Annotated in this window: 24 protein-coding genes and 1 pseudogene; 16 read left to right on the plus strand and 9 right to left on the minus strand. The window is 44.0% G+C overall.

Annotated elements, in window-relative coordinates; genetic code table 11:
* Positions 1-92: 92 nt before the first annotated feature.
* Positions 93-701 carry a DUF3793 family protein gene (locus EYS13_RS01235; protein WP_227765164.1) on the minus strand — a complete coding sequence of 203 codons (609 nt, stop codon included), beginning with the start codon at positions 699-701 and terminating at the stop codon, positions 93-95.
* A 281-nt stretch (positions 702-982) separates the two neighbouring features.
* Between EYS13_RS01235 and EYS13_RS01240 the strand changes: the two genes are divergently transcribed.
* From EYS13_RS01240 to EYS13_RS01270, 7 genes and pseudogenes are all read left to right on the plus strand, one after another.
* Positions 983-2,905 carry a PrkA family serine protein kinase gene (locus EYS13_RS01240; protein ID WP_227765166.1) on the plus strand — a complete coding sequence of 641 codons (1,923 nt, stop codon included), beginning with the start codon at positions 983-985 and terminating at the stop codon, positions 2,903-2,905.
* A gap of 5 nt (positions 2,906-2,910) precedes the next feature.
* The gene (gene yhbH, locus EYS13_RS01245) at positions 2,911-4,077 is read left to right on the plus strand and encodes a sporulation protein YhbH (protein ID WP_227765168.1); all 1,167 of its coding nucleotides are present in this window, start codon (positions 2,911-2,913) and stop codon (positions 4,075-4,077) included.
* Between the two features lie 4 nt (positions 4,078-4,081).
* Complete coding sequence (locus EYS13_RS01250) at positions 4,082-5,449, plus strand: SpoVR family protein (protein WP_227765170.1); 1,368 nt, start codon at positions 4,082-4,084, stop codon at positions 5,447-5,449.
* A 216-nt stretch (positions 5,450-5,665) separates the two neighbouring features.
* The gene (locus EYS13_RS01255) at positions 5,666-5,809 is read left to right on the plus strand and encodes a hypothetical protein (RefSeq protein WP_227765172.1); all 144 of its coding nucleotides are present in this window, start codon (positions 5,666-5,668) and stop codon (positions 5,807-5,809) included.
* A 390-nt stretch (positions 5,810-6,199) separates the two neighbouring features.
* Positions 6,200-6,574: a DUF3147 family protein gene (locus EYS13_RS01260; RefSeq protein ID WP_227765175.1), complete on the plus strand. Its 375-nt coding sequence runs from the start codon at positions 6,200-6,202 to the stop codon at positions 6,572-6,574.
* A gap of 1 nt (position 6,575) precedes the next feature.
* Entirely contained in the window at positions 6,576-6,974 is a 399-nt protein-coding gene (locus EYS13_RS01265; protein ID WP_227765176.1) for a DUF3147 family protein, read from the plus strand.
* 2 nt (positions 6,975-6,976) lie between these two features.
* A pseudogene (locus tag EYS13_RS01270) lies at positions 6,977-7,237 on the plus strand (SDR family oxidoreductase); the annotation flags it as partial.
* Here EYS13_RS01270 and EYS13_RS01275 read toward each other — a convergent pair.
* Together EYS13_RS01275 and EYS13_RS01280 are read right to left on the minus strand one after the other, a co-directional pair.
* Positions 7,225-8,433 (minus strand): DUF763 domain-containing protein, encoded by a 1,209-nt coding sequence (locus tag EYS13_RS01275; RefSeq protein ID WP_227765178.1) that lies wholly within the window; start codon positions 8,431-8,433, stop codon positions 7,225-7,227. The pseudogene EYS13_RS01270 and the gene EYS13_RS01275 sit on opposite strands and share 13 nt — an antisense overlap.
* Positions 8,434-8,845: 412 nt before the next feature.
* Complete coding sequence (locus tag EYS13_RS01280) at positions 8,846-10,018, minus strand: cation diffusion facilitator family transporter (RefSeq protein WP_423055292.1); 1,173 nt, start codon at positions 10,016-10,018, stop codon at positions 8,846-8,848.
* Between the two features lie 174 nt (positions 10,019-10,192).
* Between EYS13_RS01280 and EYS13_RS01285 the strand changes: the two genes are divergently transcribed.
* Both EYS13_RS01285 and EYS13_RS01290 read left to right on the plus strand, forming a co-directional pair.
* Positions 10,193-10,534: a hypothetical protein gene (locus tag EYS13_RS01285; protein ID WP_227765182.1), complete on the plus strand. Its 342-nt coding sequence runs from the start codon at positions 10,193-10,195 to the stop codon at positions 10,532-10,534.
* Between the two features lie 84 nt (positions 10,535-10,618).
* A complete protein-coding gene (locus tag EYS13_RS01290; RefSeq protein ID WP_227765184.1) occupies positions 10,619-11,779 on the plus strand; it encodes a DEAD/DEAH box helicase in 1,161 nt (386 codons plus the stop codon).
* Positions 11,780-11,846: 67 nt separating this feature from the next.
* Here EYS13_RS01290 and EYS13_RS01295 read toward each other — a convergent pair whose 3' ends face one another.
* The 3 genes from EYS13_RS01295 to EYS13_RS01305 all read right to left on the minus strand — a co-directional run bounded on the left by EYS13_RS01295 (position 11,847) and on the right by EYS13_RS01305 (position 14,211).
* Complete coding sequence (locus tag EYS13_RS01295; RefSeq protein ID WP_227765185.1) at positions 11,847-12,554, minus strand: LrgB family protein; 708 nt, start codon at positions 12,552-12,554, stop codon at positions 11,847-11,849.
* Positions 12,547-12,921: a CidA/LrgA family protein gene (locus EYS13_RS01300; protein WP_227765187.1), complete on the minus strand. Its 375-nt coding sequence runs from the start codon at positions 12,919-12,921 to the stop codon at positions 12,547-12,549. The genes EYS13_RS01295 and EYS13_RS01300 overlap by 8 nt, the downstream gene beginning before the upstream one ends.
* A gap of 345 nt (positions 12,922-13,266) precedes the next feature.
* On the minus strand, positions 13,267-14,211 hold the full coding sequence (locus EYS13_RS01305) for an RluA family pseudouridine synthase (protein WP_227765189.1): 945 nt from the start codon (positions 14,209-14,211) through the stop codon (positions 13,267-13,269).
* Between the two features lie 132 nt (positions 14,212-14,343).
* Between EYS13_RS01305 and EYS13_RS01310 the strand changes: the two genes are divergently transcribed.
* The gene (locus EYS13_RS01310) at positions 14,344-14,658 is read left to right on the plus strand and encodes a DUF6951 family protein (protein ID WP_227765191.1); all 315 of its coding nucleotides are present in this window, start codon (positions 14,344-14,346) and stop codon (positions 14,656-14,658) included.
* A 17-nt stretch (positions 14,659-14,675) separates the two neighbouring features.
* On the opposite strand, the gene EYS13_RS01315 is transcribed toward EYS13_RS01310, so the two are convergent.
* Complete coding sequence (locus EYS13_RS01315; protein ID WP_227765193.1) at positions 14,676-15,584, minus strand: radical SAM protein; 909 nt, start codon at positions 15,582-15,584, stop codon at positions 14,676-14,678.
* Between the two features lie 109 nt (positions 15,585-15,693).
* Here EYS13_RS01315 and EYS13_RS01320 point away from each other — a divergent pair, with 109 nt between their 5' ends.
* The 3 genes from EYS13_RS01320 (at position 15,694) to EYS13_RS01330 (ending at position 18,715) form a co-directional block, all read left to right on the plus strand.
* Complete coding sequence (locus EYS13_RS01320) at positions 15,694-16,263, plus strand: class I SAM-dependent methyltransferase (protein WP_227765195.1); 570 nt, start codon at positions 15,694-15,696, stop codon at positions 16,261-16,263.
* Positions 16,264-16,342: 79 nt separating this feature from the next.
* A complete protein-coding gene (locus EYS13_RS01325; RefSeq protein ID WP_227765197.1) occupies positions 16,343-16,987 on the plus strand; it encodes a nitroreductase family protein in 645 nt (214 codons plus the stop codon).
* A gap of 57 nt (positions 16,988-17,044) precedes the next feature.
* Positions 17,045-18,715 (plus strand): nucleoside kinase, encoded by a 1,671-nt coding sequence (locus tag EYS13_RS01330; protein WP_423055293.1) that lies wholly within the window; start codon positions 17,045-17,047, stop codon positions 18,713-18,715.
* Positions 18,716-18,848: 133 nt separating this feature from the next.
* On the opposite strand, the gene EYS13_RS01335 is transcribed toward EYS13_RS01330, so the two are convergent.
* Positions 18,849-19,265 (minus strand): OsmC family protein, encoded by a 417-nt coding sequence (locus tag EYS13_RS01335; RefSeq protein ID WP_227765200.1) that lies wholly within the window; start codon positions 19,263-19,265, stop codon positions 18,849-18,851.
* Positions 19,266-19,700: 435 nt separating this feature from the next.
* Here EYS13_RS01335 and EYS13_RS01340 point away from each other — a divergent pair, with 435 nt between their 5' ends.
* A complete protein-coding gene (locus EYS13_RS01340) occupies positions 19,701-20,525 on the plus strand; it encodes a deoxyribonuclease IV (protein ID WP_227765201.1) in 825 nt (274 codons plus the stop codon).
* Between the two features lie 129 nt (positions 20,526-20,654).
* On the opposite strand, the gene EYS13_RS01345 is transcribed toward EYS13_RS01340, so the two are convergent.
* Positions 20,655-20,957: a zinc-ribbon domain containing protein gene (locus EYS13_RS01345; RefSeq protein ID WP_227765203.1), complete on the minus strand. Its 303-nt coding sequence runs from the start codon at positions 20,955-20,957 to the stop codon at positions 20,655-20,657.
* A 242-nt stretch (positions 20,958-21,199) separates the two neighbouring features.
* On the opposite strand from EYS13_RS01345, the gene EYS13_RS01350 reads away from it, so the two are divergent.
* Entirely contained in the window at positions 21,200-22,219 is a 1,020-nt protein-coding gene (locus EYS13_RS01350) for an aldo/keto reductase (protein WP_227765205.1), read from the plus strand.
* 12 nt (positions 22,220-22,231) lie between these two features.
* Positions 22,232-22,873 (plus strand): endonuclease III, encoded by a 642-nt coding sequence (gene nth / locus EYS13_RS01355; protein ID WP_227765208.1) that lies wholly within the window; start codon positions 22,232-22,234, stop codon positions 22,871-22,873.

A 22,873-nucleotide genomic window follows, 5' to 3' on the forward strand; every position in this document is an offset into this window, starting at 1 on the left:
TCTTTACAATTGCGGCAGGTTTTTGCAATTTCTTCAAAATAGGACAACATAAAGGCTACGCCCTGCAAAAAATGGAGTGTGCAGGTATAATTTTAAATTACTTTAATAATTTCACAAGGATTGACTCCTGCTGCATGTAGGTCAAGCACTTTAGCTCGAGCCCGATCATAAGCTGCAAAGATGTTTTTTGCTCTTTCAGCATCGTGATAGACTTTCCAGTAACCACTGAAAATAAAATTTTGGCCGCGGTTGTTTATAAAACTAATCACGTCATTCACAGGAATGCCTAGAAACAGGCCAATCTCAGGGGGGCACCCGTGGTGATACCGACGTTTTAAGTGTTCAAGATATGATTTTAAATTAATTGGGGTATTATAGCCAAACTGCTGTAAAAATTCACAAGGCGCCTGTTGGCGTATAATTTTTTTCAGTACGTCGGGCTGATAGAACAAAACTACCAAATTATTTTTAATCTTTGAAACCTCAAAATATTTGAGTTTAGTGTCTGCTAACAATTCCCCTCTGTATTTTTGCCACAGGCTTAGGGAGTCGCGTTTGGCCTGGCTAAAACAAATCAGAGACGCGGCTTTTTGGGCTGCGATTGTAGGTGCAAGTAAGAATGCGACAGTGAAGAAAAAATCATCCTTATCGTCCATCTGCTGCCGACATTCCAAGAATTTTTTGGTAATTGCATTGCTCAAGATACTACCCACCCAACCGAAAAATCAATTGTTGAACTGTTTTTGCAAACTACCTTCATATTTCCCCGAATTTCCAGATACTATCCTGAATAATTTCCTTGGGGCAAGTTTAGTAAGAACGCCTTTGCAGAACGAAGTAAAGCTGCAAAGGTTTTTTTACCAACTTTTTGAGTCTAATTTTAGGTTGACTTCAGTCCTCAAAATCCTCCCGCGGCATATAAATGTATAAAGGGAGGCCCTTTACCTTTTGCCAGTCCCAACAAGCATAGGAGGGATTCGAAATGGAGTTTAAACGGTTGATTGAAAAGGATAGAGAATTAAGAAAGAGTCAGCACTTTGAAGGTACATTTCTGGAATACTTGGAAGTTGTGAAAAACAACCCCGATGTAGTTAAACTTGCCCACAAGCGAATGTACGATATTATTCTGGGGAAAGGTTATGAAGTTTTAAAGCCCGAAGATAATCCGCGCATTAGAAAAATCCATGGCAATGAAACCGTGAAAAGATTTAACTTTTTTAAAGAAGATTTTTTTGGTATTGACAAAACTCTGATGAAAATCGTCAATTATTTTCATGCTGCAGCAATGAAAGGAGAAGAATCCCGGCAGGTATTGTATTTGGTCGGTCCCGTAGGTTCGGGTAAATCTTCTCTGGTAGAGGCTTTAAAGAAAGCGTTGGAGTCCAGTGAGCCTATTTACATTTTGAAAGATTGTCCCATGAGAGAAGAACCCCTGCACCTTATACCCAAGCATTTGCGCCAAGAATTTGAAAAAATACTGGGAGTTCAGATTGAAGGAGATTTGTGCCCTGTTTGCCGCTACAGGTTAAAGGAGGAGTACAATGGAGAGTATGAAAAATTCCCCGTGGTAACCAGCAATTTTTCCATCAGGGCTAGAAAGGGGATCGGGGTTGTACCGCCTGTTGACCCCAACAATCAAGATACTTCAGTCCTAATCGGTTCGGTTGACATCTCGAAAATGGACCTTTATCCTGAGGACGATCCTCGCGTTTTTTCCCTAAACGGCGCATTTAATGTGGGCAACAGGGGCTTGGTGGAATTTATTGAGGTATTTAAAAACGACGTGGAGTACCTGCATACCATCATTACAGCTACCCAAGAGAAGTCAATCCCATCGCCCGGCAAAGGCTCCATGATCTACTTTGACGGAATTATCCTGGCCCACTCCAACGAAGCTGAGTGGAATAAATTTAAATCAGACCATACTAACGAAGCTATTTTGGACAGAATTGTTAAAATCGAAGTTCCCTATTGTCTGGAGTTAAATGAAGAGATTAAGATTTACAACAAGATTTTGCGAAAAAGCAATTTTGGGGCCCATATGGCGCCGCATACCATTGAAGTGGCAGCCATGTTTGCCATCCTTACCAGGCTCGCTCCTTCCAGCAAAGTAGATCCCTTGACCAAATTAAAAATCTACAACGCCGAAGAAATAGTTGAAAAGGGGATGACCAAAAAGATAGATATTACCGAATTGCGGGAAGAAGCAGGGCTGAGGGAAGGGATGACAGGCATTTCCACCAGGTTTATCGTCAAGGCTATCGACAATGCCCTGGCTAATTCGGAATACAATTGCATTAACCCGTTAAGCGTAATGGAAAGCATTATCAAATCAGTTAAAGAGCTGGATATAGCAGAGGATGAAAAGAAAAAATATTTGGCATTTTTACAGGATACCATCAGAAAAGAATACAACCTGGTTTTGGAGAAAGAGATTACAAAGGCATTCATTCATAGTTACAAAGAGCAGGCTGAGAGCTTATTCAATAATTATCTGGACCATGCCGAAGCTTATGTGAACAAAAACAAGTTAAAAGATAAAGCCACAGGGGAGCAGCTGGAACCCGATGAAAAATTCATGCGCTCCATCGAGGAACAGATTGGAATTACCGAGAGCTCAGCCAAAGGTTTCAGGATGGATGTCACTTCCTACATGTTTTATTTGATGCGCAACAACGGAAAGATAGATTACACATCTTACGAGCCATTAAAAGAGGCAATTGAGAAAAAGCTGACTGTCTCGGTAAAGGAATTATCCCGGGTAGTTACCAAGAGCAAAGTCAGAGATAAAGAGCAGGATGAAAAATACAACGCTATGGTAGAGGAAATGAAGGCTAACGGCTATTGCGATTACTGCTGCGATGTTATTTTAAAATACGCTGCCAATAATCTCTGGAAGGATTGATGGTGATGGCGATATTTAGAGACTTCAGTCCTATTGAGCGGGATAGGGCTGTGGAAGACCGCAGAAGGCACCGCCAGCTGACCGAGGAATCCATCAAAAGAAACTTGGCCGATATTTTATCCGAGGAAAGTATCATTGGCGAGAGCAAAAATAAAAAAATCAAAATCCCCATCCGGGGTTTGAAAGAATACCGGTTTATCTACGGCAAAAATGTACCTGGGGTGGGCAGCGGCGACGGTTCGGAGAAAAAAGGGGATGTTATCGGTCACGACGACAATGGGCAAGGAAAGGGCAATAATGGCGCGGGCAATGAGCCGGGAGAAGATATTTACGAGACAGAAGTGACTATAGAGGATATCATCCACTACCTTTTCGAAGATTTAAATCTCCCCTTTTTGGAAAGGAAAAAGTTCTCCGAGATTTTATCCGAGAGTTCCCACAAGAGGTCCGGCTACCAAAAGAAAGGCATCACCCCTAGGCTTGCCAAAAAACGTACAGTGGTGGAAAAAATTAAGCGAAAACAAGCAACCATCAAGTCACTCAGGGAGGCGGAACTGGAAGAAGAAATAGGCAGGTTTCCCTTTAAAGAAGATGACTTAAGGTATCACCGGGTAAAAGAAACCAGAAAAAGGGAATTAAACGCAGTAGTCATCTGTATCATGGACACTTCAGGTTCCATGGACCAAGCAAAAAAATATCTGGCCAGGTCTTTCTTTTTCCTGCTGCACCAGTTCATAAAAATGAAATACCTCAATGTGGAGGTCGTTTTCATAGCCCATTCTACCGAGGCAAAGGTAGTGACGGAAAAAGAATTCTTCCACAAGGTGGAATCAGGAGGAACCTATATTTCCAGCGGTTATAAAAAGGCGCTGGAGGTTATCGAGCAAGCATACAATCCTGCCTTTTGGAATATCTACGCTTTCCACGTCAGCGACGGCGATAACTGGAGCGAAGATGACAATAAGGCAATCGAATATGCCAAAAAGCTTTGTGAAGTGTGCAATCTTTTTGGCTATGCGGAGATATTGCCGGGGGTCAAACCAAGCAATATCAAATACAAATATATTGAAAAAATAAAAGATCACAATTTTGTTACCACAACAATTGATAAAAAAGAAGACTTATGGCCTGCTCTTAAAAATATTTTGAAAAAAGACTCGAAAGAAGGTTAAGAGCATGGACTACACGCTGGCTGATTTGCAAAAATGGGGCGACAAAATAGAGGAAACTGCTAAAGGTTTGGGCTTGGATTTTTTTCCCCAGGAATTTGAAATTGTCAATTATGAAGATATGCTGGCCTATGAGGCGTATGTGGGAATGCCTTCCAGGTACCCCCATTGGAGTTTTGGCAAAGCATACGAAAGGCTGAAAACGCTGTATAAATATAATTTATCGGGGCTGCCCTACGAGATGGTGATTAATTCCGACCCTTGCATTGCCTATTTGTTGAAAGAAAATACGCTGCTCTTGCAGATCCTGACTATCGCCCACGTATATGCCCACAACGATTTCTTCAAAAATAACAGGCTTTTCAAAGAAGGGACCGACGCAAAATATACGGTGGAGAGTTTTAAAAATCATGCTGCGATGATTAGAAGCTATATTAATGACCCCAGCATCGGTTATGAAAGCGTGGAAAAGATTTTAAACGCAGCCCATAGCATTAAACTGCAGATTACCAGGACTGTTGGTGAGAAAATATTAACTGATGAAGAGCTAAGGCAAAAATTAATTGCAGATTATAAAAAGAAACATGTCAATTATAGTATTTTGGAGCCTTATAAACCCCTTGAACCACCGGATTTAAGCAAAGTACCTTTAGAACCCCAGGAGGATTTGCTGCTGTTCATTATGGAGTATGGTGAATTGGCGGAATGGGAAAAAAACCTCCTGGAGATAGTCCGCGAGGAAACAAGATATTTTATTCCGCAGATTGAAACGAAAATCATGAATGAAGGATGGGCCAGTTACTGGCATTATAAAATCCTGCAAAAGCTGGAGCTTCCTTCTTCCTTCTATTTGGAATTTATTAAACGCCATAATGAGGTTGTCAGGCCGGTGCTGGGAGGTATCAACCCCTACTTTTTAGGGTTTGAAATTTTTAAAGATTTAGCTGAAAAATACGGGCAGGAAAAAATATTTGAAGTGCGTTCCCTGGAAAGGGATCAGTCCTTTATCCGCAAATTTTTGACCCAGGAGCTTTGCGTTAACTTGCATTTATTTGAATATGTGAAAAAAGGGAACGACTACGTTGTGGAAGAAGTGGCCGATGAAGAAGGCTGGAAAGAGATCAGGAATACTTTGAGCAATTCAGCGGGCATGGGCATGGTTCCTTTAATCCGGGTAAGCGATATGTCCAGAAAAGATAAAACGCTGACCTTAGAGCATGTATTTGACGGGAGGGAACTGCAAAAAAATTATATGGAAGAAACAGTGAAGTATATCGTTGACTTGTGGGGGCATCCGGTCCTCTTAAGGACCACTTTAAATGGGAAAAACACTACCCTTGTCTGCGATGAAAACAAGAAGATTAAATACATCTAAAGATACACTAATGTATAACTTCTAAGGAGTTACTCAACCGGGAGTAACTCTTTTTTTATTATGGCTTTTAACGGTGAAGACGATTGTGAAAGAATACTTTTTCTTTATTAACTAAGAGCATTGACGATTAAAAAAGTCTGCATTATAATGAAAACAAGTCAATTATCTGAAAATTAAGAAAACATAAACATAATATCACAATAAGGAGGAATCAGGATGACTCAGTTACTGCAAAAAACGGCCGGCGGGCTTGCCTTTGTTTACTCGGGAGTATTGACAGCTTCTTTTGCTGTAGCGGGCTTAATGTCATTAATATCGGTAGCGGCAGTTGTTGCCGGATTGTTTGGGGCGTTTAATTAAGTTGCCTTTTCCGTAGGAGTAAATAGTTAGGCCAAAAGCCGGGGAGACCCGGCTTTTGGCATTTAGATAGATCTGGTTTTTGTCATATTTTTTAGCTGCTTTTACAGCTAACAGTTTAATTATAGCTTGTGTAGTGATAAAAATTACCACAGATATGTGCTGTAATTTTGCCTAGCCAAAATTTATTTACCGCAATGATAGCGAATATGGGATTGAGTATTTGTGAAAGAATACTTTTTCTTTATCTACGGCGGCTGTTGACGGACCGGGCGTCCTAGCATCGCCTAGTCCTAAATTACGAAAGCAGGTTTGCCGCCGGCTTATGTTACTGGTTTTTGTTGGTTTGTGGTAAAATCATAGTTGTAGAGCGAAGTGTTGGGAGGGGAAAAGATGTCCGCAGAACTAGGTCTTAAAATTGCCCTCCGCTTTTTTTTGGGTGGTGGCGCCGTGGCATTATCCGCTGTTATAGCCAGGTCCATGGGTGGCAGGGTGGGAGGCATCTTTGCAGCTTTTCCGGCTGTCTATGTTTCCGCAGTGGTTGCGGTTGGTATAAATTCACCAAAGACTGCTGCCCTGGCAGCCACGCTGGAACTATCGAAAGGGGCCCTGGTGGGTATGCTGGCAAACATTTTCTGCGCTTGCAGTGCGGCTTGGTATATTCCGAAATACGGCTGGAAAAAAGGACTGGTGCTGGCATTAGTTGTTTGGGCTTTTTTAGCTACACTGATCTATTATGTTGCTTTCGAAATGGGCTGGGTGAATTAAGATGAGTTTAGATTGGTTGGATATAGCCGTACGGTTTGTTTTTGGCGGCAGCGCAGTGGTGGCAAGCTATTTAGTCTCCCTTTTTGTACCCTGGAAGTCTTTTGCCGGGATTTTTGCCGCCTTTCCTGCTGTAATGGCTGCAGCAGTGATTCTGACAGGCTGTAAACAAGGTTCTGCCCAAGCAGGAGAAGTAGCGTTCGGGGCAGTGGCGGGGATGTTGGGGTGTACTTTCTGTGTAGTAGGGGCAGTTTTGCTGAGCAGATTGTTTCAAAACTGGGCAGTTGGCCTCTTCTTGTCGCTGTTTGTCTGGTTAGGCGCTGCCGTATTTTTCAACAACTTGACCGGTAAAATGAAAAAATCAGGCCAGGACAGTGTTCGCGGGAAGCGGCCAATATTATGAACTCTTTGACCCATGCTTTAGCTGTTTCATTTGCTCCGGATGGTATCAAGGTCAACGCCATCAGCCCCGGCTGGATTGAAACAGGGGGTTATTCTCCGCTGCGGAAGAATGATCATCTTCAGCATCCCGCGGGACGGGTAGGTAAACGCGAGGATGTAGCCCGGGCTTGCCTTTTCCTGACAAGCCCGGGGAATGATTTTATCACCGGGGCCCATTTAGTGATCGACGGTGGGATGACCAGGAAAATGACTTATGAAGAGTAAAGCCATTCCTCTTGTTTGCCTAATTTGCGCAGGGCTTCTAATTTTTCCATCTCTCCGATTTTAGCTTTGGTGATGGCGGTCCGCAAAACCTGCAGGGAGTGGGTCAAATCCTGGCGCTGCACTGGAAACGGATAGCCATCTTTGCCGCCGTGGGCAAAGGTATATCTGACTGGGTCGTGAAAACTGGGTTTAGCACCGTGGGTTACTTCGGCCACCATTGCCAGCGCCCGCAGTGTGCTCGGACCGACTCCGGGGGTCTCCAGCAATTTTTCGTAATTCTCCGGAGGTTTCTCATATAGCCGGTACAAAATTTTATCCAGGTAGCGGACTGAGGGAATGGGGTGGCTGGCGGGCATAGTCATTTGGCGAGGGCTTGGACTTAATCCCCCTGGTTGCAAAGCAGGCTCATTAAGGCTGCCATGGAATGGTTCGTTGCTAAAAAGGTTTAGTTGTTGTTGTACGCTGGGCTCTTGTTTTGGGCCGGGAGCGTTAAGAGAGGCAGACTTCATAACTTTCAGGACCAGCTCGGGCTTCTCCCGGCACAACTCTACGGAAGCTTTTCTTGTAGCCTCGTTATCTAGATAAACCAAGTTGAGCACATTTTGTTCAGGAAAGCCGCAAACAGCCTGATGGGGATCAATCACAAAGCTCTGCACCGTTTCACTAAGCCAGTGGTACCTACGGGCGTAACGGGTGCTCCCGTTCATTCCCTGCTGAACCACCGCCCAGTTGCCGCTGGAGTCAAAAATAAAAAAATGGTGGTATAGTTCATACCCATCTTGTACTGCCGCAGAATCTACCTTAGCCACTAAGCGGCTGGTCCTTTGCAGTCCTGCCAAATCATTGGATAAGCCGTATTTTTCCCCTGCCTCCGCTATTTCGGTTGGTGTTTTTCTTGATGCTTTACCTTTACCGCCGGCGAAAAACAATCCCAGCTCGCCTTGCAAGTTTTGCAAACCCTCTTTTAAGGCTCCACATACTACGGTAGTCAAACCGGAGGAATGCCAGTCAAAGCCGAGTACGCTGCCGAATGCTTGAAACCACACCGGGTCGGACAGCCTTTTAAGCACTTCCGCCGGGCCGTACTCCATGACTATAACTTCTACTATTAGGGCACCTAACTGCTTCATTTTTTCAAAAAGCCAGGGTGGACAGTGGCCGCCGTGCAGCGGTACATTTGCTATGCCTGTTTTCACTCTCCTAACTCCTCCCAATTTCCTGCTAATTCAATTCTAACATATTAATCAGTCGCTGTGCTACCAGCCGCCAATCCCCGAGAAAATATCATCAGTACCGTACGTCTCTTTACAGCCAGGTGGTAGTGTAAGAAAGCCGTAGACAAAGAATAAAGGCTTTCATTGCAATTCCCCGTTTTTTAGGATCTATTTTGTTATTTAAATATTCGGGCGTAAGAATTACGCTTACCATAGGAAATTAGGATAAATAGAACAATTTATATGTGCTATTAATGAGAAGGAAATTTTGTGCAAGGCACTTAAAAAAGCTCGGCAAATTGCTGAACGGGCAGGAGTAGCCTGAATTTTTTCTACAGCAAAGACCTCCGGCGGCTCGGAGGTCTTTTATATAGTTCCCTTGATTTTCCTTATATTAAGCATATTTTCGGTCTACCGTGATGATGCACTCATAGAGGGGGTGCTGTCTTTTTATCTTCCCGGCAATTTTTTGCTTAAGTTCGTTTTCCTGTTTTTTGCTAAACCCTGCATCCACAACTACATCGAAAATGAGGTTTTGTTTTTTGCCTTCTCCCACGATGCGCAGATCATGGAAGGAGAGTACTTCCGGAAAATCGCCTAAAGTTTGCTGGAGATCATTTTGTACTTTAGAAGTGAGTTCACAATCCATGTTTACTGGGTCCATATGAATGGTTAGCAAGATATTCAGTTCCTTGGAAATTTCCTTTTCGGCGGTATCAATAATTTCATGTATTTCCATTAGTTCCATATCACTTGGCACTTCGGCATGGATGGAGGCCATGTAATTTCCCGGGCCGTAGCTGTGCACGATTAAGTCGTGGGTTCCGATAATTCCTTCGTAACTCAACACTTTGCCGGTTATTTTTTTGACCAGTTCTTCCGGTGGCGCTTCCCCCAGGAGTGGGCTGATTGTGTCCTTGGTCAAATTAATTCCGGCAAAAAATATTATTCCGGCGACGATTAGCCCTACATAGCCATCGATGGGAAATGGGGTCCAAAGCGAGATTAACAGGGATAACGCAATGCAGCTTGAGGATAGAACATCGCCAATGCTGTCTGCTGATGCTGCCTCCAAAGTTTTTGAGTCTATCATGCGGGCAAGTTTTTTATTAAAAACAGCCAGCCATACTTTGAAAGATATTGAAACTAAAAGAACTAAAAAAGCTGTAAGGTTAAAATTTATTTCAACTGGATTAAGGATGCGTTGAAAAGAGGTTTGAAAAAATTCAAAACCAATTAGGATCACTAAAAAGGCCACGATTAAACCGGCGATATATTCAATACGCTTGTGCCCAAAGGGATGTTCCGGGTCTGCGGGTTTATTGGCCAAGCGAAAGCCGATTATGGTCACTACTGAAGAAGCCATATCGGATAAATTGTTAAAAGAATCGGCAATTACCGCTATGCTGTTTACAATCAGTCCAATAGATAATTTAATGACGAAAAGCAGTAGATTAACGGCAACTCCCACTGCACCTGCTAACGTGCCATATTGTTTTCTAACGTCAACGTCTCTTGTATTGTCATAATGCTTGATAAAAGTTTTAATTAATAAACCGGTCATCAAATTCACCTTCTTTGCGATGTAACTTAATTCAACTAAAGTTTTACCAATCTAAAATTATAGATTATTTTTCCAAAATTATAAAGGTAGATTTAAATTAAACTAAAAAACTTGTCTTTTACTCGCGATTTTAATAAAATTTATTCGATATATCAGTTACGGAATGGAGTGGCTTAGATGGAGAAATTATTTGAACAACTTAAGGTTTACTTAAAAATGGATACGGAAATATCCTTTGAAGAATTTGCTTCCTATTACCAGCAAGTTATTGATTTCCTGAAAGAAAATTACGACCGGTTAGACCAGGATGGGCTCTTGAAAGCCAGGTATATTACTTCCATTATTCAGTCCAACGCTTTAGACAGGGCCAGAAGAAAAGGAGTCCATGCCAAAAAATATAAAAAAATGGCGGAAAAATGCAACCTCTGGGCCGGCGCCGCCAATTACAAGCTGTTGCAGAGCGGCATGACTCAAGAAGAAATTGATAGAATGGATAAGGAAATCAGCGATTCCATTTAAACGCTGTATTTAGCTGCGAAGTATAGTTGCAAAAGCATTTGCCATGCTATAGGTAAGGCTATTTTCTACCGGGGAGATTTGTTTATGGGAAAAAATCCTGAATTCCAAGAACTGGAGATTCCGGCACTTTTAGCTGCCAAACTGGCCCAACACGGGATTACAAGACCGACGGAAGTGCAGATTCAGGCTATACCGCCCATCCTCGAAGGCAGAGATGTTATTGCTGAGTCTCCTACGGGAACCGGTAAGACACTGGCTTACCTTTTGCCCCTTTTGAGCAAAGTCCAATTCCCCAGCAAGGAGTTACAGGCCATTATTTTAGTCCCCACCAGGGAGCTGGCCATGCAGGTTTTCAAAGTAGCAGCGGAATTAGGGGGAGAGGATTTATACTGTGTTGCACTTTTAGGGGGTGCAAATCTTAAGCGCCAAATTGAAAACCTAAAAAGAAAGCCGCAGATTGTGGTTGGCACTCCGGGCCGTATTTTGGAATTGATCAAGATGGGCAAACTCAGCGCGCATACTGTCAAGACGGTAGTGGTTGACGAGGTAGACAAGATGTTTGACAGGGAATTTAAACTGCACATTACTTCAATCATCAAGTCTACTTTAAAAAATCGGCAGCTGCTGTTTTTTTCAGCTACCGTTCCGGAGGGAGTTGCTGCGGCAGCCGCTGAAGTGATGCAAGATCCGGTAGAGATTAGGATAACGCAGGCAGGTAGAACGGCTCCCGGTATTGAGCATGTTTACTTCATGGCTGAAGAAAGAAAAAAAGCTCTCACATTACAAAAGCTGATGGCCATTTACCGGCCCAATAAGGTCATAGTTTTTATTACTAGGAACGAAGGCGTGGCACCGTTGGCCCGGCGGCTAAGGGAGCTGGGACTGGCAGCCGAGGGATTGCACAGCGATCTGCCTCAGGCTGAGAGAAAAAATGTTTTGGAAAATTTCCGGCAGGGACAAAGCAAGGTGCTGGTTACCACCGATTTATTCTCAAGGGGAATGGATGTTTCAGGGGTAGATTATATTTTCAATTTTGACCTGCCGCCCAATGAAGAATACTACATTCACCGCGTGGGTCGGACCGGTCGTGCCGGTGAGCCGGGAACAGCCGTCAGCTTGGTGACCGAGAAGCAGAAGTTCATCATCGCCAAGTATGAAAAGAAGCTTGGCATTAAAATCAAACAGTATGGGATTGCTAATTCCGAAGTATTTCCCGTGCAGTACAGGACTCGTAAAAAACCATAGCAGTCAATATTTCTCCTCCATGATGGAGGAGTTTTTGTTTTCTGCGGCGCCAGAAATAATTTCGCTGCTAAAATCCTGCAAGTTTCGCTGCATAAGGTGCCAGGAGGGCGGTCGTAATTCCTACCAATGCGATGGCAACGCCGCTCATGGCTCCCTGCAGTTCACTCTCCTGCATGGCTCGGGTAGTACCCAGGGCGTGGGAAGCTGCTCCCATGGCGATTCCCCGCGCTACTTCATTTTTTACCCCGAACAGAGACAGGATTTCTGGCCCGATTAAAGCACCAATCAAACCGGCAATAAGAACCACCCCTGCGGTTAAAGGGGGGATTCCTCCGAGGGTGCGGGCGACTTCCATGGCGATGGGGGTTGTTACCGATTTGGGTACCAAAGATAAAGCCACTTGGGGTGAAGCTTTGAACAGCAGAGCAATAAGCAGGGAGGTGGCCACTCCCGTTAAAGAACCTGTTATTACCCCGATTAGAACTGCCTGCCAGTTGCGCGCCAGGATTTTAATCTGTTTGCAGAGAGGAACAGCTAAAGCTACGGTAGCGGGACCTAAAAAAAAGCTCACTATTTTTGCCCCGGCGTTATAAGTTTCATAGGGAATTTTTGCAGTTGTCAGGAATAAGATGATCAGGCTGGTGGCCAGCAGCATAGGGTTAGCGACAGCAGAGCGAGTCTTTTTTTGAATAAGTAACCCTATTTGATAAGCAGTCAAAGTTAGACTTACCCCAAAAACCGGTTGTCTGGTCAATTCTACAAAGAGATCAGTCATAAAAAGTTCCTTTCCGTTTATGGTTTAAAGCCAAGTCCATGATCTTACCGGTTATGCCTAATACCAACAAGGTGCTAATAGTCGCAGTGGCCACGATGGCAACAAATTCACTGGAAATAAGTTCAAAATAGAGCATTAACCCAACTCCGGGCGGTATGAAAAACAAGGCTAGGTTATCTAAGAGCATGGCTGAAGCAGTTTCCACTTGCTCCATTTTAATTAAACCGCTTAAAATCAGGATCGCCAGCAAGATCATGCCTAAGACATTGCCGGGTATAGGCAACTGCAAGATTCCGGACAGTGCTTCGCCAATGAAATAAGTACCGGTGATAATGGCAAATTCCTTTATTAAATTAGAGTAGTTCACATTAAGTCCTTCTTTCTTTAAACTACATATAAGTCTACTAAAACGCTTCAGCTTGTCAAGGCGGAAGAAACTGCAAAAATAAAAACCCGGCGGGCCGGGTTTTCCATTCCAATGTTTTTTAAAGTATGTCTGTAAGTGAAGCCTTTTCTTCAAGTCCTTTTACTTTGGCAAATCAGAAAGTTGATCGACTTTTCTGATTTGCGTAAGTGCAACTAGGGCTTCCGCCGGTCCTAAAGGACTGGAATTTCTACGCATTGTGTAAACACAACGCTAGAAATTCTGGCGCCCTAAAGGACTGGAATTTCTACGCATTGTGTAAACACAACGCTAGAAATTCTGGCGCGCTTATAAGCTGGGCGCAAGCCAAGCTTTCTTTATTTCCAACAGAGCGATAGCTTTTTGCACGTCAGCTGGCAGGGGGCAAGTAAAAGTTAATGTTTTTCCTGTACGGGGATGCCAAAAGGAAAGGAGCCCTGCATGTAAAGCCTGTCGGCCCAGCAGAGCGGTAGAGCCCCCATACAGAGTATCGCCGCATACAGGGTGGCCGATAAAGCTTAAGTGTACCCTGATTTGGTGGGTGCGCCCGGTCTCAAGTTTTAAAGCAACTAAAGTGGCAGTTTGAAAACGCTGCAAAACCCGGAAATGGGTGATTGCCCGCTGTCCTTTGGCAGACACACCATCCCGGCTACGGGGAACAACAACCCTGACTAGGGAGTTTTCTTTGCGGGCAATAGGTTCATCAATAATACCCCGATCCTGGGTAATTACCCCTTCTACTAAAGCAGTGTATTCCCGTAACACTGTTTTTTGCGCCAGCTGTTTGGCTATCCCTTGATGTGCAAAATGATTCTGACCAATCAGGATTAAGCCGGAAGTGTCCTTGTCCAGACGGTTTATAGGCCGGAAAAGGGTATGTTTATCCTGTTGTTGCCAGTAGTAGGCCACCGCGTTAGCCAGAGTGCCTGACTGGTGAAGCCGCGAAGGGTGAACGGGCATGCCCGGAGGCTTATTAATTACCAGGAAATCGGCGTCCTCGTAAATTATTTCCAGGGGCAGGTTCTCCGGGGCGATACAGTTCTTTTCTGGCAGATTCAAATCTACTGTAACCGTGTCACCTGGTTGAACCCGGTAATTAGCTAGCACAGCAATTCCGTTTACTTTGATTTTGGAATGCTGTTTTAATTTGGTTACCAGTGAACGGGAAAGCTGCAGCCTGGTCCGAAGGATATATGCTACCGTAACATTTTGCTCCGGACTTTGTACCAAATAAGATAAATGAGGTCCTTCCACTATTTTTTACCTCGCTTTTATTTTTGCAAATATTTTATGCCTTAATTAATTATTATCCCTTAAGTAAGGAGGTATTTCAAATCTAAAGTTGAACTTCTATTACTAAAATTATAGTGGAGGAGGAATTTTATTATGGTAAAAGCGGAAATCGATGCCGGGGTTTGCGGTTTTAAAACGGAGGTCAATGCTTCCGGGGACATGATGAAGGTAAATCTGGAGATTAACAGCGGGTGCCCCAATATTCAAAAGTTGGCGGAAGAACTAAAAGAGTTGGAAGCCATGAAAGAAGTATTTGCTAAGATAGGTTCTACTAAAGTTTATGAATTGGCTTCCAAATACTGCCCCCACCCGGGTTGTCCCGTACCTGCAGGTATTATTAAAGCGGTGGAAGTAAGCGCCGGTTTTGCCTTGCCTAAGAATGCGGAAATTAAAATATCGAAAGAATAAACAGAAAAGCTAATTCGTTAAAGCGGATCTACACCCGACAAGTCAAAATCGGGAACAAATTCATCGCTTGCTGCTTCCAGCTCCTGCACAAAACCGTTTTCCAATCCAATTGCAAAAAAGAAGTCGATTAAGGTTTCGTATTCGGAAGCAGTGACTTTAGTATTAAGTTCCGGATAACAGGCCGCTTGATAAAGGGGAGTATACTGGGCCATAAGACTGAGATATACATCACTGGGCAGATTTTGTTTAATCCATGATAAAATTTGCTTGGATTGTTCCAAGAAACCCGGCAAAAGCAGGTGGCGGATAATCAAGCCCTGCGTCAGTAAACCGTCGCTAGAAAAAACAGGGTTGCCCACTTGGCGGTGCATTTCCAACACCGCTTGGCTGGCAAAATGAAAGTAACGCGGGGCTTTAGAGTATTTTTGCGCCAAAAAATCGTCATAATATTTTAGGTCTGGCAGATAAATATCTACCAGGCCTGAAATTGCCTGTAAAGCGGGCATTGAGTCGTAACCATTGGAGTTATAAATTACCGGGACCGACAGGCCTGCTTTTTTGGCAAGCAGCAAGGCCTCCGCTATGTGCGGTACATAGAGGGTAGGGGAAACCAAATTGATGTTATGGGCTCCCTGAGCTTGTAACTTCAGAAAAATTTGCGCCAGTTGCTCGATTGTAATTTCCCGACCGAGATGCTCCTGACTGATCCGGTAGTTCTGGCAAAAAACACAATTCAAGTTGCAGTGGGAGAAAAACACGGTGCCTGAACCAGTTACGCCACTTATACATGGTTCTTCCCACTGGTGCAGAAATGCTTTGGCTACTTTAATATTTGCCCCACACCGGCAGTAGCCCAGTTCCCCCGCTAAGCGGTTGACACCGCATTGGCGTGGACAAAGGGTACAATTTTCTAACAAATGCAGCATGTTTTAACTCCTTATTATCCATGGATGAGCAAGTCTCTGCTTTATAACAAGATAACAACAAAAATTGAAGTTGTCCAGGAATTTCACTGGAAACTGCAAGGAGTGTATTATGCATAAATTCAGCTCTGAGAAACTAAAAAAATTAGACAGCCCACAGCGGCGAAAAATGCTACCGCCCCATGAGCTTGTCCCTTTGTTAAAAATTGATGAAACCGCAATTATAGCTGATATTGGCTGCGGCATAGGCAATTTCACCATTCCTTTAGCTGTTGCAGCTAAAAAAGGGCACGTTTATGCCCTGGACATCAGTGAGATAATGTTGGCTGAAGCCCGGCGGAGAGCAGAGGAACAGGCGCTGCATAACATCACTTTTTTACAATCGGCAGAAAATAAGCTGCCCCTAGAAAATGGTCGGGTAGACTTAGCTTTTATGGCTATGGTGCTGCACGAGGTTAAACAGCCGTTGGAGTTTTTGTCTGAAGTGCGGCGGACCTTGGTACCTGGTGGCCGGCTGACCATTTTAGAATGGGTTAAAGAAGAGATGGAAGCAGGACCACCTAAAGGGGAGCGTTTGAGTGAAAAAGAGACTGAATCCTTTCTTGCAGCATCGGGTTTTAGCGTAGAAGGATATGAAAGGTTTAAGGATTTCTTTTACCTCTTATTTGCAAAAAAAGAGTAATATATTTCTAGCAGGAAAATCGTTTCCGAAAGCAAAGTAATAAAGTAATATTAGCAGCATTTTTTAGGAGGTAAGCAACATGACTAACGATTTATGGGAAATAATTGCTCAGCGCAGGAGCATTAGAAAATACACATCGGAAGATGTGCCCGATTCTGTACTGGAGGAGATCGTGGCAGCGGCCAATCAGGCCCCGAGTGCATGTAACAACCAAATGTGGAAGTTTATAGCCATCAAAAACAAGGAAATTCTGAGCAAGTGCGAACAGGCGGTAAACGCGGAATTGGATAAGATGAAAGAATGGCCGGAGGCCAAGGGGTTTGAAAACAAGTTGGAAGCCAGAAAGAAGGCCATAAACTTTTATACCAAGGCGCCGGTAACCATTGCGGTGTTTATGACCGAATACAAATATTATGATCCCGACTATATTGATATGCTAAGCAGACACGGTTACGACAAAGAAAAGATAAAATATCATTTAGCCCATGCCGATATTCAGTCCATCGGAGCAGCCATTCAAAACCTGCTCTTGGCTGCTGAGGCGAAAGGATACGGGGCATGCTGGATGTGTGACCCTTTAATTGCTGCCGAGCCCATCAGAGAAATTTTGGGGTTGGACGACGGACACCGCTTGATGGCCTTTATTCCTATCGGCAAACCTGCCAACCGTCCTGGACCGAGACCGAAAAAAGGACTAAATGAGGTCTATCAGCTGTTAAAGTAAGATTACTGTATTTAATCTTTGAATAGCTCTTAAACTAGTATTTGTACCTGGAAGGCGGTGAATAGCTTGGGAAAAATCAAGATAACTTATAGCGACGGAACTGTTCAGGAAGTAGGGGAAGGTACTACGCTGCTGGAATTAAGTAAGGAAGCGCAACAAAACTATAAATCAACCATAGTAGCTGCAAAAGTTAATAACGCGGTTAAAGATCTGAATTTTGAGCTAAAAGAAGATGCTCTGGTGGAATTTTTAGATCTTACTACTGATGACGGTTTCCGGATTTACCAGCGCAGCCTCTCGTTTTTGCTCATTAAAGCCGTGGGTGAGATCTTTCCTGAAGCGAGAGTAACGATAGAACATTCCATCAGCAAGGGTTTATATTGTGAGCTGCATAATAAAGACCCGATTACCGAAAAAGATGTACGAAAAATTGAAAACCACATGCGGGAATTGGTGGAACAGGATATAACGTTCCACAAAGATACGGTCCCCTTGAACGAAGCGATTAAACTATTTGAAAAAGAAGGGCAAATGGATAAGGTCAGGCTTTTGAAATACCGGGAAAAACCAACCATTACCATCTACAGCTGCGGCTGGCTCAGGGACTATTTTTATGGTTATATGGTGCCAAGCACCGGTTTTCTAAAAAAATTTGAATTGAAGTATTACATGCCCGGCTTTATACTGCGTTACCCCGACAAATTTAATCCTGAGGCAATCCCGGAGTATAAGGAGCAGCCCAAGCTGTTCAGCGTCTTCCGGGAAGCGGAAAAATGGGCACGTATTCTGGAAGTTACCGATGTAGGTGCGTTGAATGATCAGATTGCGGCAGGGCATGCGGATGATTTGATCAGGGTTTCAGAGGCTTTCCACGAAAAAAAGATTGCCCATTTCGCCGATTTAATCACTAAAGAGCGGGACCAAATCCGCATAATTTTGATTGCCGGTCCGTCTTCTTCGGGTAAAACCACTTTTGCCCAGCGGTTATCCGTGCAGCTCAGGGTAAACGGGGTAAAGCCCATTTCCATTTCTTTGGATGACTATTTTGTATCTCGGGATAAGACCCCTCTGGATGAAAAAGGCGAACCGGATTTCGAGGCGCTGGAGGCAATTGAATTGGACTTGTTTAACGAGCACCTGACAAAACTCATTCAGGGCGCTGAAGTGGAACTGCCTACTTTTAATTTTGTAACGGGGCAGCGGGAATACAGGGGCAGGAAAATCAGAATTAAAAGAGATCAGCCCATTATCATCGAGGGGATCCATGGCTTAAATGAGAAGCTAACGGCTGCAATTCCCAGAGGCAGCAAATTCAAAATATACGTCAGCGCATTAACTCAGTTGAACATTGATAGCCATAACCGGATTCCCACTACTGATGCCAGGATTATTAGAAGAATTGTACGGGATAGCCAGTTTCGGTCCCATGATGCCTTAAAGACGATTAAAATCTGGCCTAAGGTGAGAAGGGGTGAGGAAAGGAATATTTTTCCTTTCCAAGAGGATGCCGATGTGATGTTTAACTCTCACTTGGTCTATGAACTGGCGGTACTCAAAAGATATGCCGAGCCCCTGCTCCAGGCTATCGATGCCCAGCAGCCTGAATACTCGGAGGCTAAAAGACTGCTCAAGTTTTTGTCCTTCTTTTTACCAATGGAAGATTTTGAGGTGCCAAACAATTCAATTATCAGGGAGTTTATCGGTAATAGCAGTTTCTGCCGTGAATAAAACTGGGTTGTTCAGTCCCTGGTCACCAGCAGGTTACGCCGTAGTTAGTCATTAGTCGTTAGTAATAATAATCCCCAGTACGCCAGTCATCAGTAATTAAAGATATAACTGGTGACTGGGGACTCATTTCTTGTCAGCTTTGATGTATTTTATAGCTATATTCGATGGCTGCAGTTTTATTAACCATGTGCAGCACACTGCAGTATTTTTCCTGGGTTAAGTCAACAGCCCTCTTTAACTTATCTTCAGGCACATCTTTACCCCAGATTTCATATAGTAGAGAAACCCGGGAGAACGTCTTGGGGTGTTCCTCCTTCCTTTCGGCGGAAATGGAGATTTTAAAATCATCATAGCTGACGCGCATTTTTTCCAAGATTGATACTACGTCCATACCAGTACACCCGCCTAAGCCGATGAGGACAAGTTCCATGGGTGACGGTCCTCGATTCTCACCTCCAACTTCAGGCCGGGCGTCAGCCATGACCCGGTGGCCGGAACCGGACAGTCCTTCGAACGCCATTTTACCCTTCCAGGAGACAGTAACGTGCATTATAATCCCTCCATCTGTAAAATTTGGCAGCTAAAATCATTATTACTATACCTGAAACAGCTGCTACTTGCAAATATTAAGTAAAAAGCCACCGGTTTGCAGTGGCTTTATCAGACTGTTATCCTCACAGGTCTACTTTGCTTCAAAACAGGAAGGGCAGTTTCCGTCGCTTATGCTGTTGGAGCTGAACTCAGCTACCGGTAATTTGCCTCAGCCGCCCCAACGGTCATCGTCTTCCCCTCCGCCTAAAAACCATTTGCAATCTGTAAAGCGGCATTTTGTACTCATTATTTAACCTCCCTGCATTAAACTAATGATCTAGTAATTCATTAATAAGATTTACAATCGGACAATAATTATGCAGAATTATTTTCTTGACAACATTTAATTTGCTATACTTATAGAGTTAAAGTTGCAAGGGAAGGGGATTTTACATTGTATATCGGAGCTCACATTTCAATTGGCAAAGGATTTGCCGCTGCAGTGGAACAGGCTCGGGAAATAGGGGGCAATACCATGCAGTTTTTTAGCCGCAATCCCAGGGGTGCAGCAGTTAAAGCATTGGATCCAAAGGATGTGGTAATGACAAAAGATAAGATCCAGGCCTATGAGTTCGGACCTATTGTGGCTCATGCCCCGTATATTATTAACCTGGCTTCTCCTAAAGATGATCTTTGGCAACTGGCCATAAAAGTAATGACAGAGGACCTGGCACGGATGGATACAATCGGGGTACCTTTTTTGGCAGTACATCCGGGCAGTCATGTAGGAAAAGGACTGGACTATGCCACTAAGCGCATTGCAGATGCCTTAAATCTTATCCTGCAGGGAGAAAACGTTACAATGCTGCTCTTGGAGACTATGGCCGGTTCGGGGACAGAAGTGGGCCGGTCTTTTTCCGAAATAGCTCAAATTATTTCCGGTGTAGAGCATCAGGAAAAAGTAGGAGTTTGCTTGGATACCTGTCATTTGTTTGGTGCGGGGTATGATGTCAAGGATAATTTAGATCAAGTTTTGACTGAGTTTGATGCCGTTATAGGGTTGGACAGGCTGAAGGCGGTACATCTCAACGACAGCTTACAGCCATTAGGCAGCAAAAAAGACAGGCATGCTAATATTGGCGAAGGGTTAATTGGGGCCGAGGCCCTAGGCCGTGTTGTGCTGCATCCTAAATTAAAGCATCTGCCTTTTTTGCTTGAGACTCCAGGTGGTTTGGAAAATTACCGGCGGGAAATTCAGTTCTTTCAATCGCTGTTATAATAATTTAAATAGAGAGTTGTTTTAAATTGTTGCATCACCTATCTATAATGAGCCATGCCTGCGGGTTAATGCAAGGCATGTAAAAAGACCGGGCGCTAAACTCCGGTCTAACTTTGATCTTACTCAACTTTAAAATCTTTTTTTAGCTTGGAAACAATCTCTGCAGTAGACCGGTCGGTCGCCGGTAGGTTTGAATGGAACCTCGGTTTGGGCTCCGCAGCTGGAACAGGTGGTTGTAAAAAGTTCCCTGCTCTGACGAGGCCTGCCGGCGCTTCCGCCTGAATTTTGCTTTTTACGGTTAGCACGGCAGCTGGGGCAGCGGCTGGGATCATTTTGAAAACCCTTTTCCGCAAAAAATTCCTGTTCTCCTGCAGAGAATACAAATGTACTTCCACATTCCTTACATTGCAGTTCTTTGTCTTGATAGACCATAGAAAAAACCTCCGTTTCCTGTCGGAAAATTTGACCCTAAGTTTGGTATTGGTCAGGTAAGTTTTTAGGGCTTCGTTTCTTGTCTTGATTCCGACATGAAATGGAGCGTGTTAACTAACTTAGATCTAGACCTTACCACTACTATAGGTATCCTAGTATCATATTATACTATTTGACTAAGCTAAATGTAAATAGTTAGAATGGTAGGAGAAATACGTTCAAATGAATCAAGGAGGCTTTCAATGCAGTACCGTACATTAGGTAAGACAGGGCTTTCCGTGTCCTTGGTCGGCATGGGTGGCATTCCCATTCAAAAAATTGATGAGGCTCGTGCAGAGCAAGTTGTTTCTGCCGCCATTCAGGCGGGAATAAATTTCTTTGATAGCGCCAGGGGGTATACTGATAGCGAGGCAAAGTTAGGCAGGGTTTTTGGCTCCTATCATGCACCCGGTAAGCTGGTCATTGCCACCAAAAGCGCTGCTAAAACTAAGAGCGAGATATTAAAAGATGTGGAGGTCAGTTTAAAAAATTTAAGAGTTAAGACCATTGATCTCTACCAGCTGCATAATGTAAAGGATGAGGCTACTTTAGATGCGGTCATGGCTCCCGGCGGCGCAGTAGAGGGTTTAAGGGAAGCACAGACAAAAGGATGGATCAGGCACATTGGCATTACCGGGCATGTGCCCGAAATCTTAGTTAAGGCTGTAAAAACCGGCGCTTTTGCTACGGTGCAATTCCCCTTTAGCGCTGTAGAGCAAGAAGCTGCTAAAATGCTTTTGCCACTGGCAGCCGAGCTGGGGCTCGGGGTAATTGTGATGAAACCACTGGCGGGAGGGGCTCTGTCTAACTCGGATTTAGCGCTGCGCTTTCTTTTTGAGCATCCGGTGACTACCGTGATTCCCGGCATGGCTTCAGTCGAAGAAGTTGCGCAAAACAGCAGTTTGGGAGAAAGGGCATTACCACTGACGCCAAAAGAAAGGGAAGTACTGGAGCAACAAGTTCAATCCTTGGGAAAAACCTTCTGCCGCAGGTGTGAATACTGCTTGCCTTGCCCGCAAAATGTTAATATTCCGATGGTATTTTTACTGGATGGCTACTATACCCGCTATGGTTTGCAAAGCTGGGCTGAGGAAAGGTACCGGGCAATGGAACGAAAGGCCAAGGACTGTGCCGAATGCGGGTTGTGTGAAGAACGCTGCCCTTATAACCTGCCGATTAGATCCATGCTCAAGGAAGCAAGCAGCAGGTTTGACAGGGAATAAATGGTGAGCAGCATGCATGCAGAAAGGAATAGAAAGATTTTAGAAACATTGCGATCATTGTATCCGGATGCTAAACCTGCTTTAATTTATTCCAATCCTTTTGAACTGCTGATAGCTACGATGCTTTCAGCTCAAAGCACCGATAATCAGGTTAACAAAGTCACAGCTAAATTGTTTGCAAAGTACAAAACTCCTGCTGAGCTAGCTCAATTAAAGCCTGAAGAGTTGGAGGAGCACATTAAAGGCTGTGGGCTCTATAAGAATAAGAGCAAAAATATCATTGCCACTTGTAAAATACTTGTGGAAAAGTATAACGGCCAAGTTCCGGAGAGTTTGGAGCAGCTAACCGAATTACCCGGGGTAGGTAGAAAAACTGCCAATGTAGTGTTGAGCAACGCCTTCGGCCAAGATGCGATTGCGGTAGATACTCATGTTTTCCGGGTTGCCAACCGCCTAGGTTTAGCTTATGCTAAGGATCCGCTAAATACGGAATTACAGTTGCAACAATCCATTCCTCAAAAGTATTGGTCCCAGGCCCATCATTGGCTGATTTATCATGGGCGAAAAATATGCAAAGCCCGCAACCCTGATTGTGGCGTTTGTCCCTTGGAAAAGCATTGTCCCACGGGAACAAGTAAACCCGCTAGCTTTTAA

The organism is Zhaonella formicivorans, assembly GCF_004353525.1.
GTDB classification, from domain to species: domain Bacteria; phylum Bacillota; class DUOV01; order DUOV01; family Zhaonellaceae; genus Zhaonella; species Zhaonella formicivorans.

What these genes read in the sequence shown, in the direction of transcription:
- EYS13_RS01240 (WP_227765166.1), top strand. Translation starts at nt 983, where the DNA reads ATGGAGTTTAAACGGTTGATTGAAAAGGATAGAGAATTAAGAAAGAGT.
- EYS13_RS01335 (WP_227765200.1), bottom strand. Translation starts at nt 19,265, where the DNA reads ATGCACGTTACTGTCTCCTGGAAGGGTAAAATGGCGTTCGAAGGACTG.
- nth (WP_227765208.1), top strand. Translation starts at nt 22,232, where the DNA reads ATGCATGCAGAAAGGAATAGAAAGATTTTAGAAACATTGCGATCATTG.
- EYS13_RS01250 (WP_227765170.1), top strand. Translation starts at nt 4,082, where the DNA reads ATGGACTACACGCTGGCTGATTTGCAAAAATGGGGCGACAAAATAGAG.
- EYS13_RS01265 (WP_227765176.1), top strand. Translation starts at nt 6,576, where the DNA reads ATGAGTTTAGATTGGTTGGATATAGCCGTACGGTTTGTTTTTGGCGGC.
- EYS13_RS01325 (WP_227765197.1), top strand. Translation starts at nt 16,343, where the DNA reads ATGACTAACGATTTATGGGAAATAATTGCTCAGCGCAGGAGCATTAGA.
- EYS13_RS01345 (WP_227765203.1), bottom strand. Translation starts at nt 20,957, where the DNA reads ATGGTCTATCAAGACAAAGAACTGCAATGTAAGGAATGTGGAAGTACA.
- EYS13_RS01260 (WP_227765175.1), top strand. Translation starts at nt 6,200, where the DNA reads ATGTCCGCAGAACTAGGTCTTAAAATTGCCCTCCGCTTTTTTTTGGGT.
- EYS13_RS01315 (WP_227765193.1), bottom strand. Translation starts at nt 15,584, where the DNA reads ATGCTGCATTTGTTAGAAAATTGTACCCTTTGTCCACGCCAATGCGGT.
- EYS13_RS01255 (WP_227765172.1), top strand. Translation starts at nt 5,666, where the DNA reads ATGACTCAGTTACTGCAAAAAACGGCCGGCGGGCTTGCCTTTGTTTAC.
- EYS13_RS01285 (WP_227765182.1), top strand. Translation starts at nt 10,193, where the DNA reads ATGGAGAAATTATTTGAACAACTTAAGGTTTACTTAAAAATGGATACG.
- EYS13_RS01295 (WP_227765185.1), bottom strand. Translation starts at nt 12,554, where the DNA reads ATGACTGATCTCTTTGTAGAATTGACCAGACAACCGGTTTTTGGGGTA.
- yhbH (WP_227765168.1), top strand. Translation starts at nt 2,911, where the DNA reads ATGGCGATATTTAGAGACTTCAGTCCTATTGAGCGGGATAGGGCTGTG.
- EYS13_RS01350 (WP_227765205.1), top strand. Translation starts at nt 21,200, where the DNA reads ATGCAGTACCGTACATTAGGTAAGACAGGGCTTTCCGTGTCCTTGGTC.
- EYS13_RS01320 (WP_227765195.1), top strand. Translation starts at nt 15,694, where the DNA reads ATGCATAAATTCAGCTCTGAGAAACTAAAAAAATTAGACAGCCCACAG.
- EYS13_RS01310 (WP_227765191.1), top strand. Translation starts at nt 14,344, where the DNA reads ATGGTAAAAGCGGAAATCGATGCCGGGGTTTGCGGTTTTAAAACGGAG.
- EYS13_RS01290 (WP_227765184.1), top strand. Translation starts at nt 10,619, where the DNA reads ATGGGAAAAAATCCTGAATTCCAAGAACTGGAGATTCCGGCACTTTTA.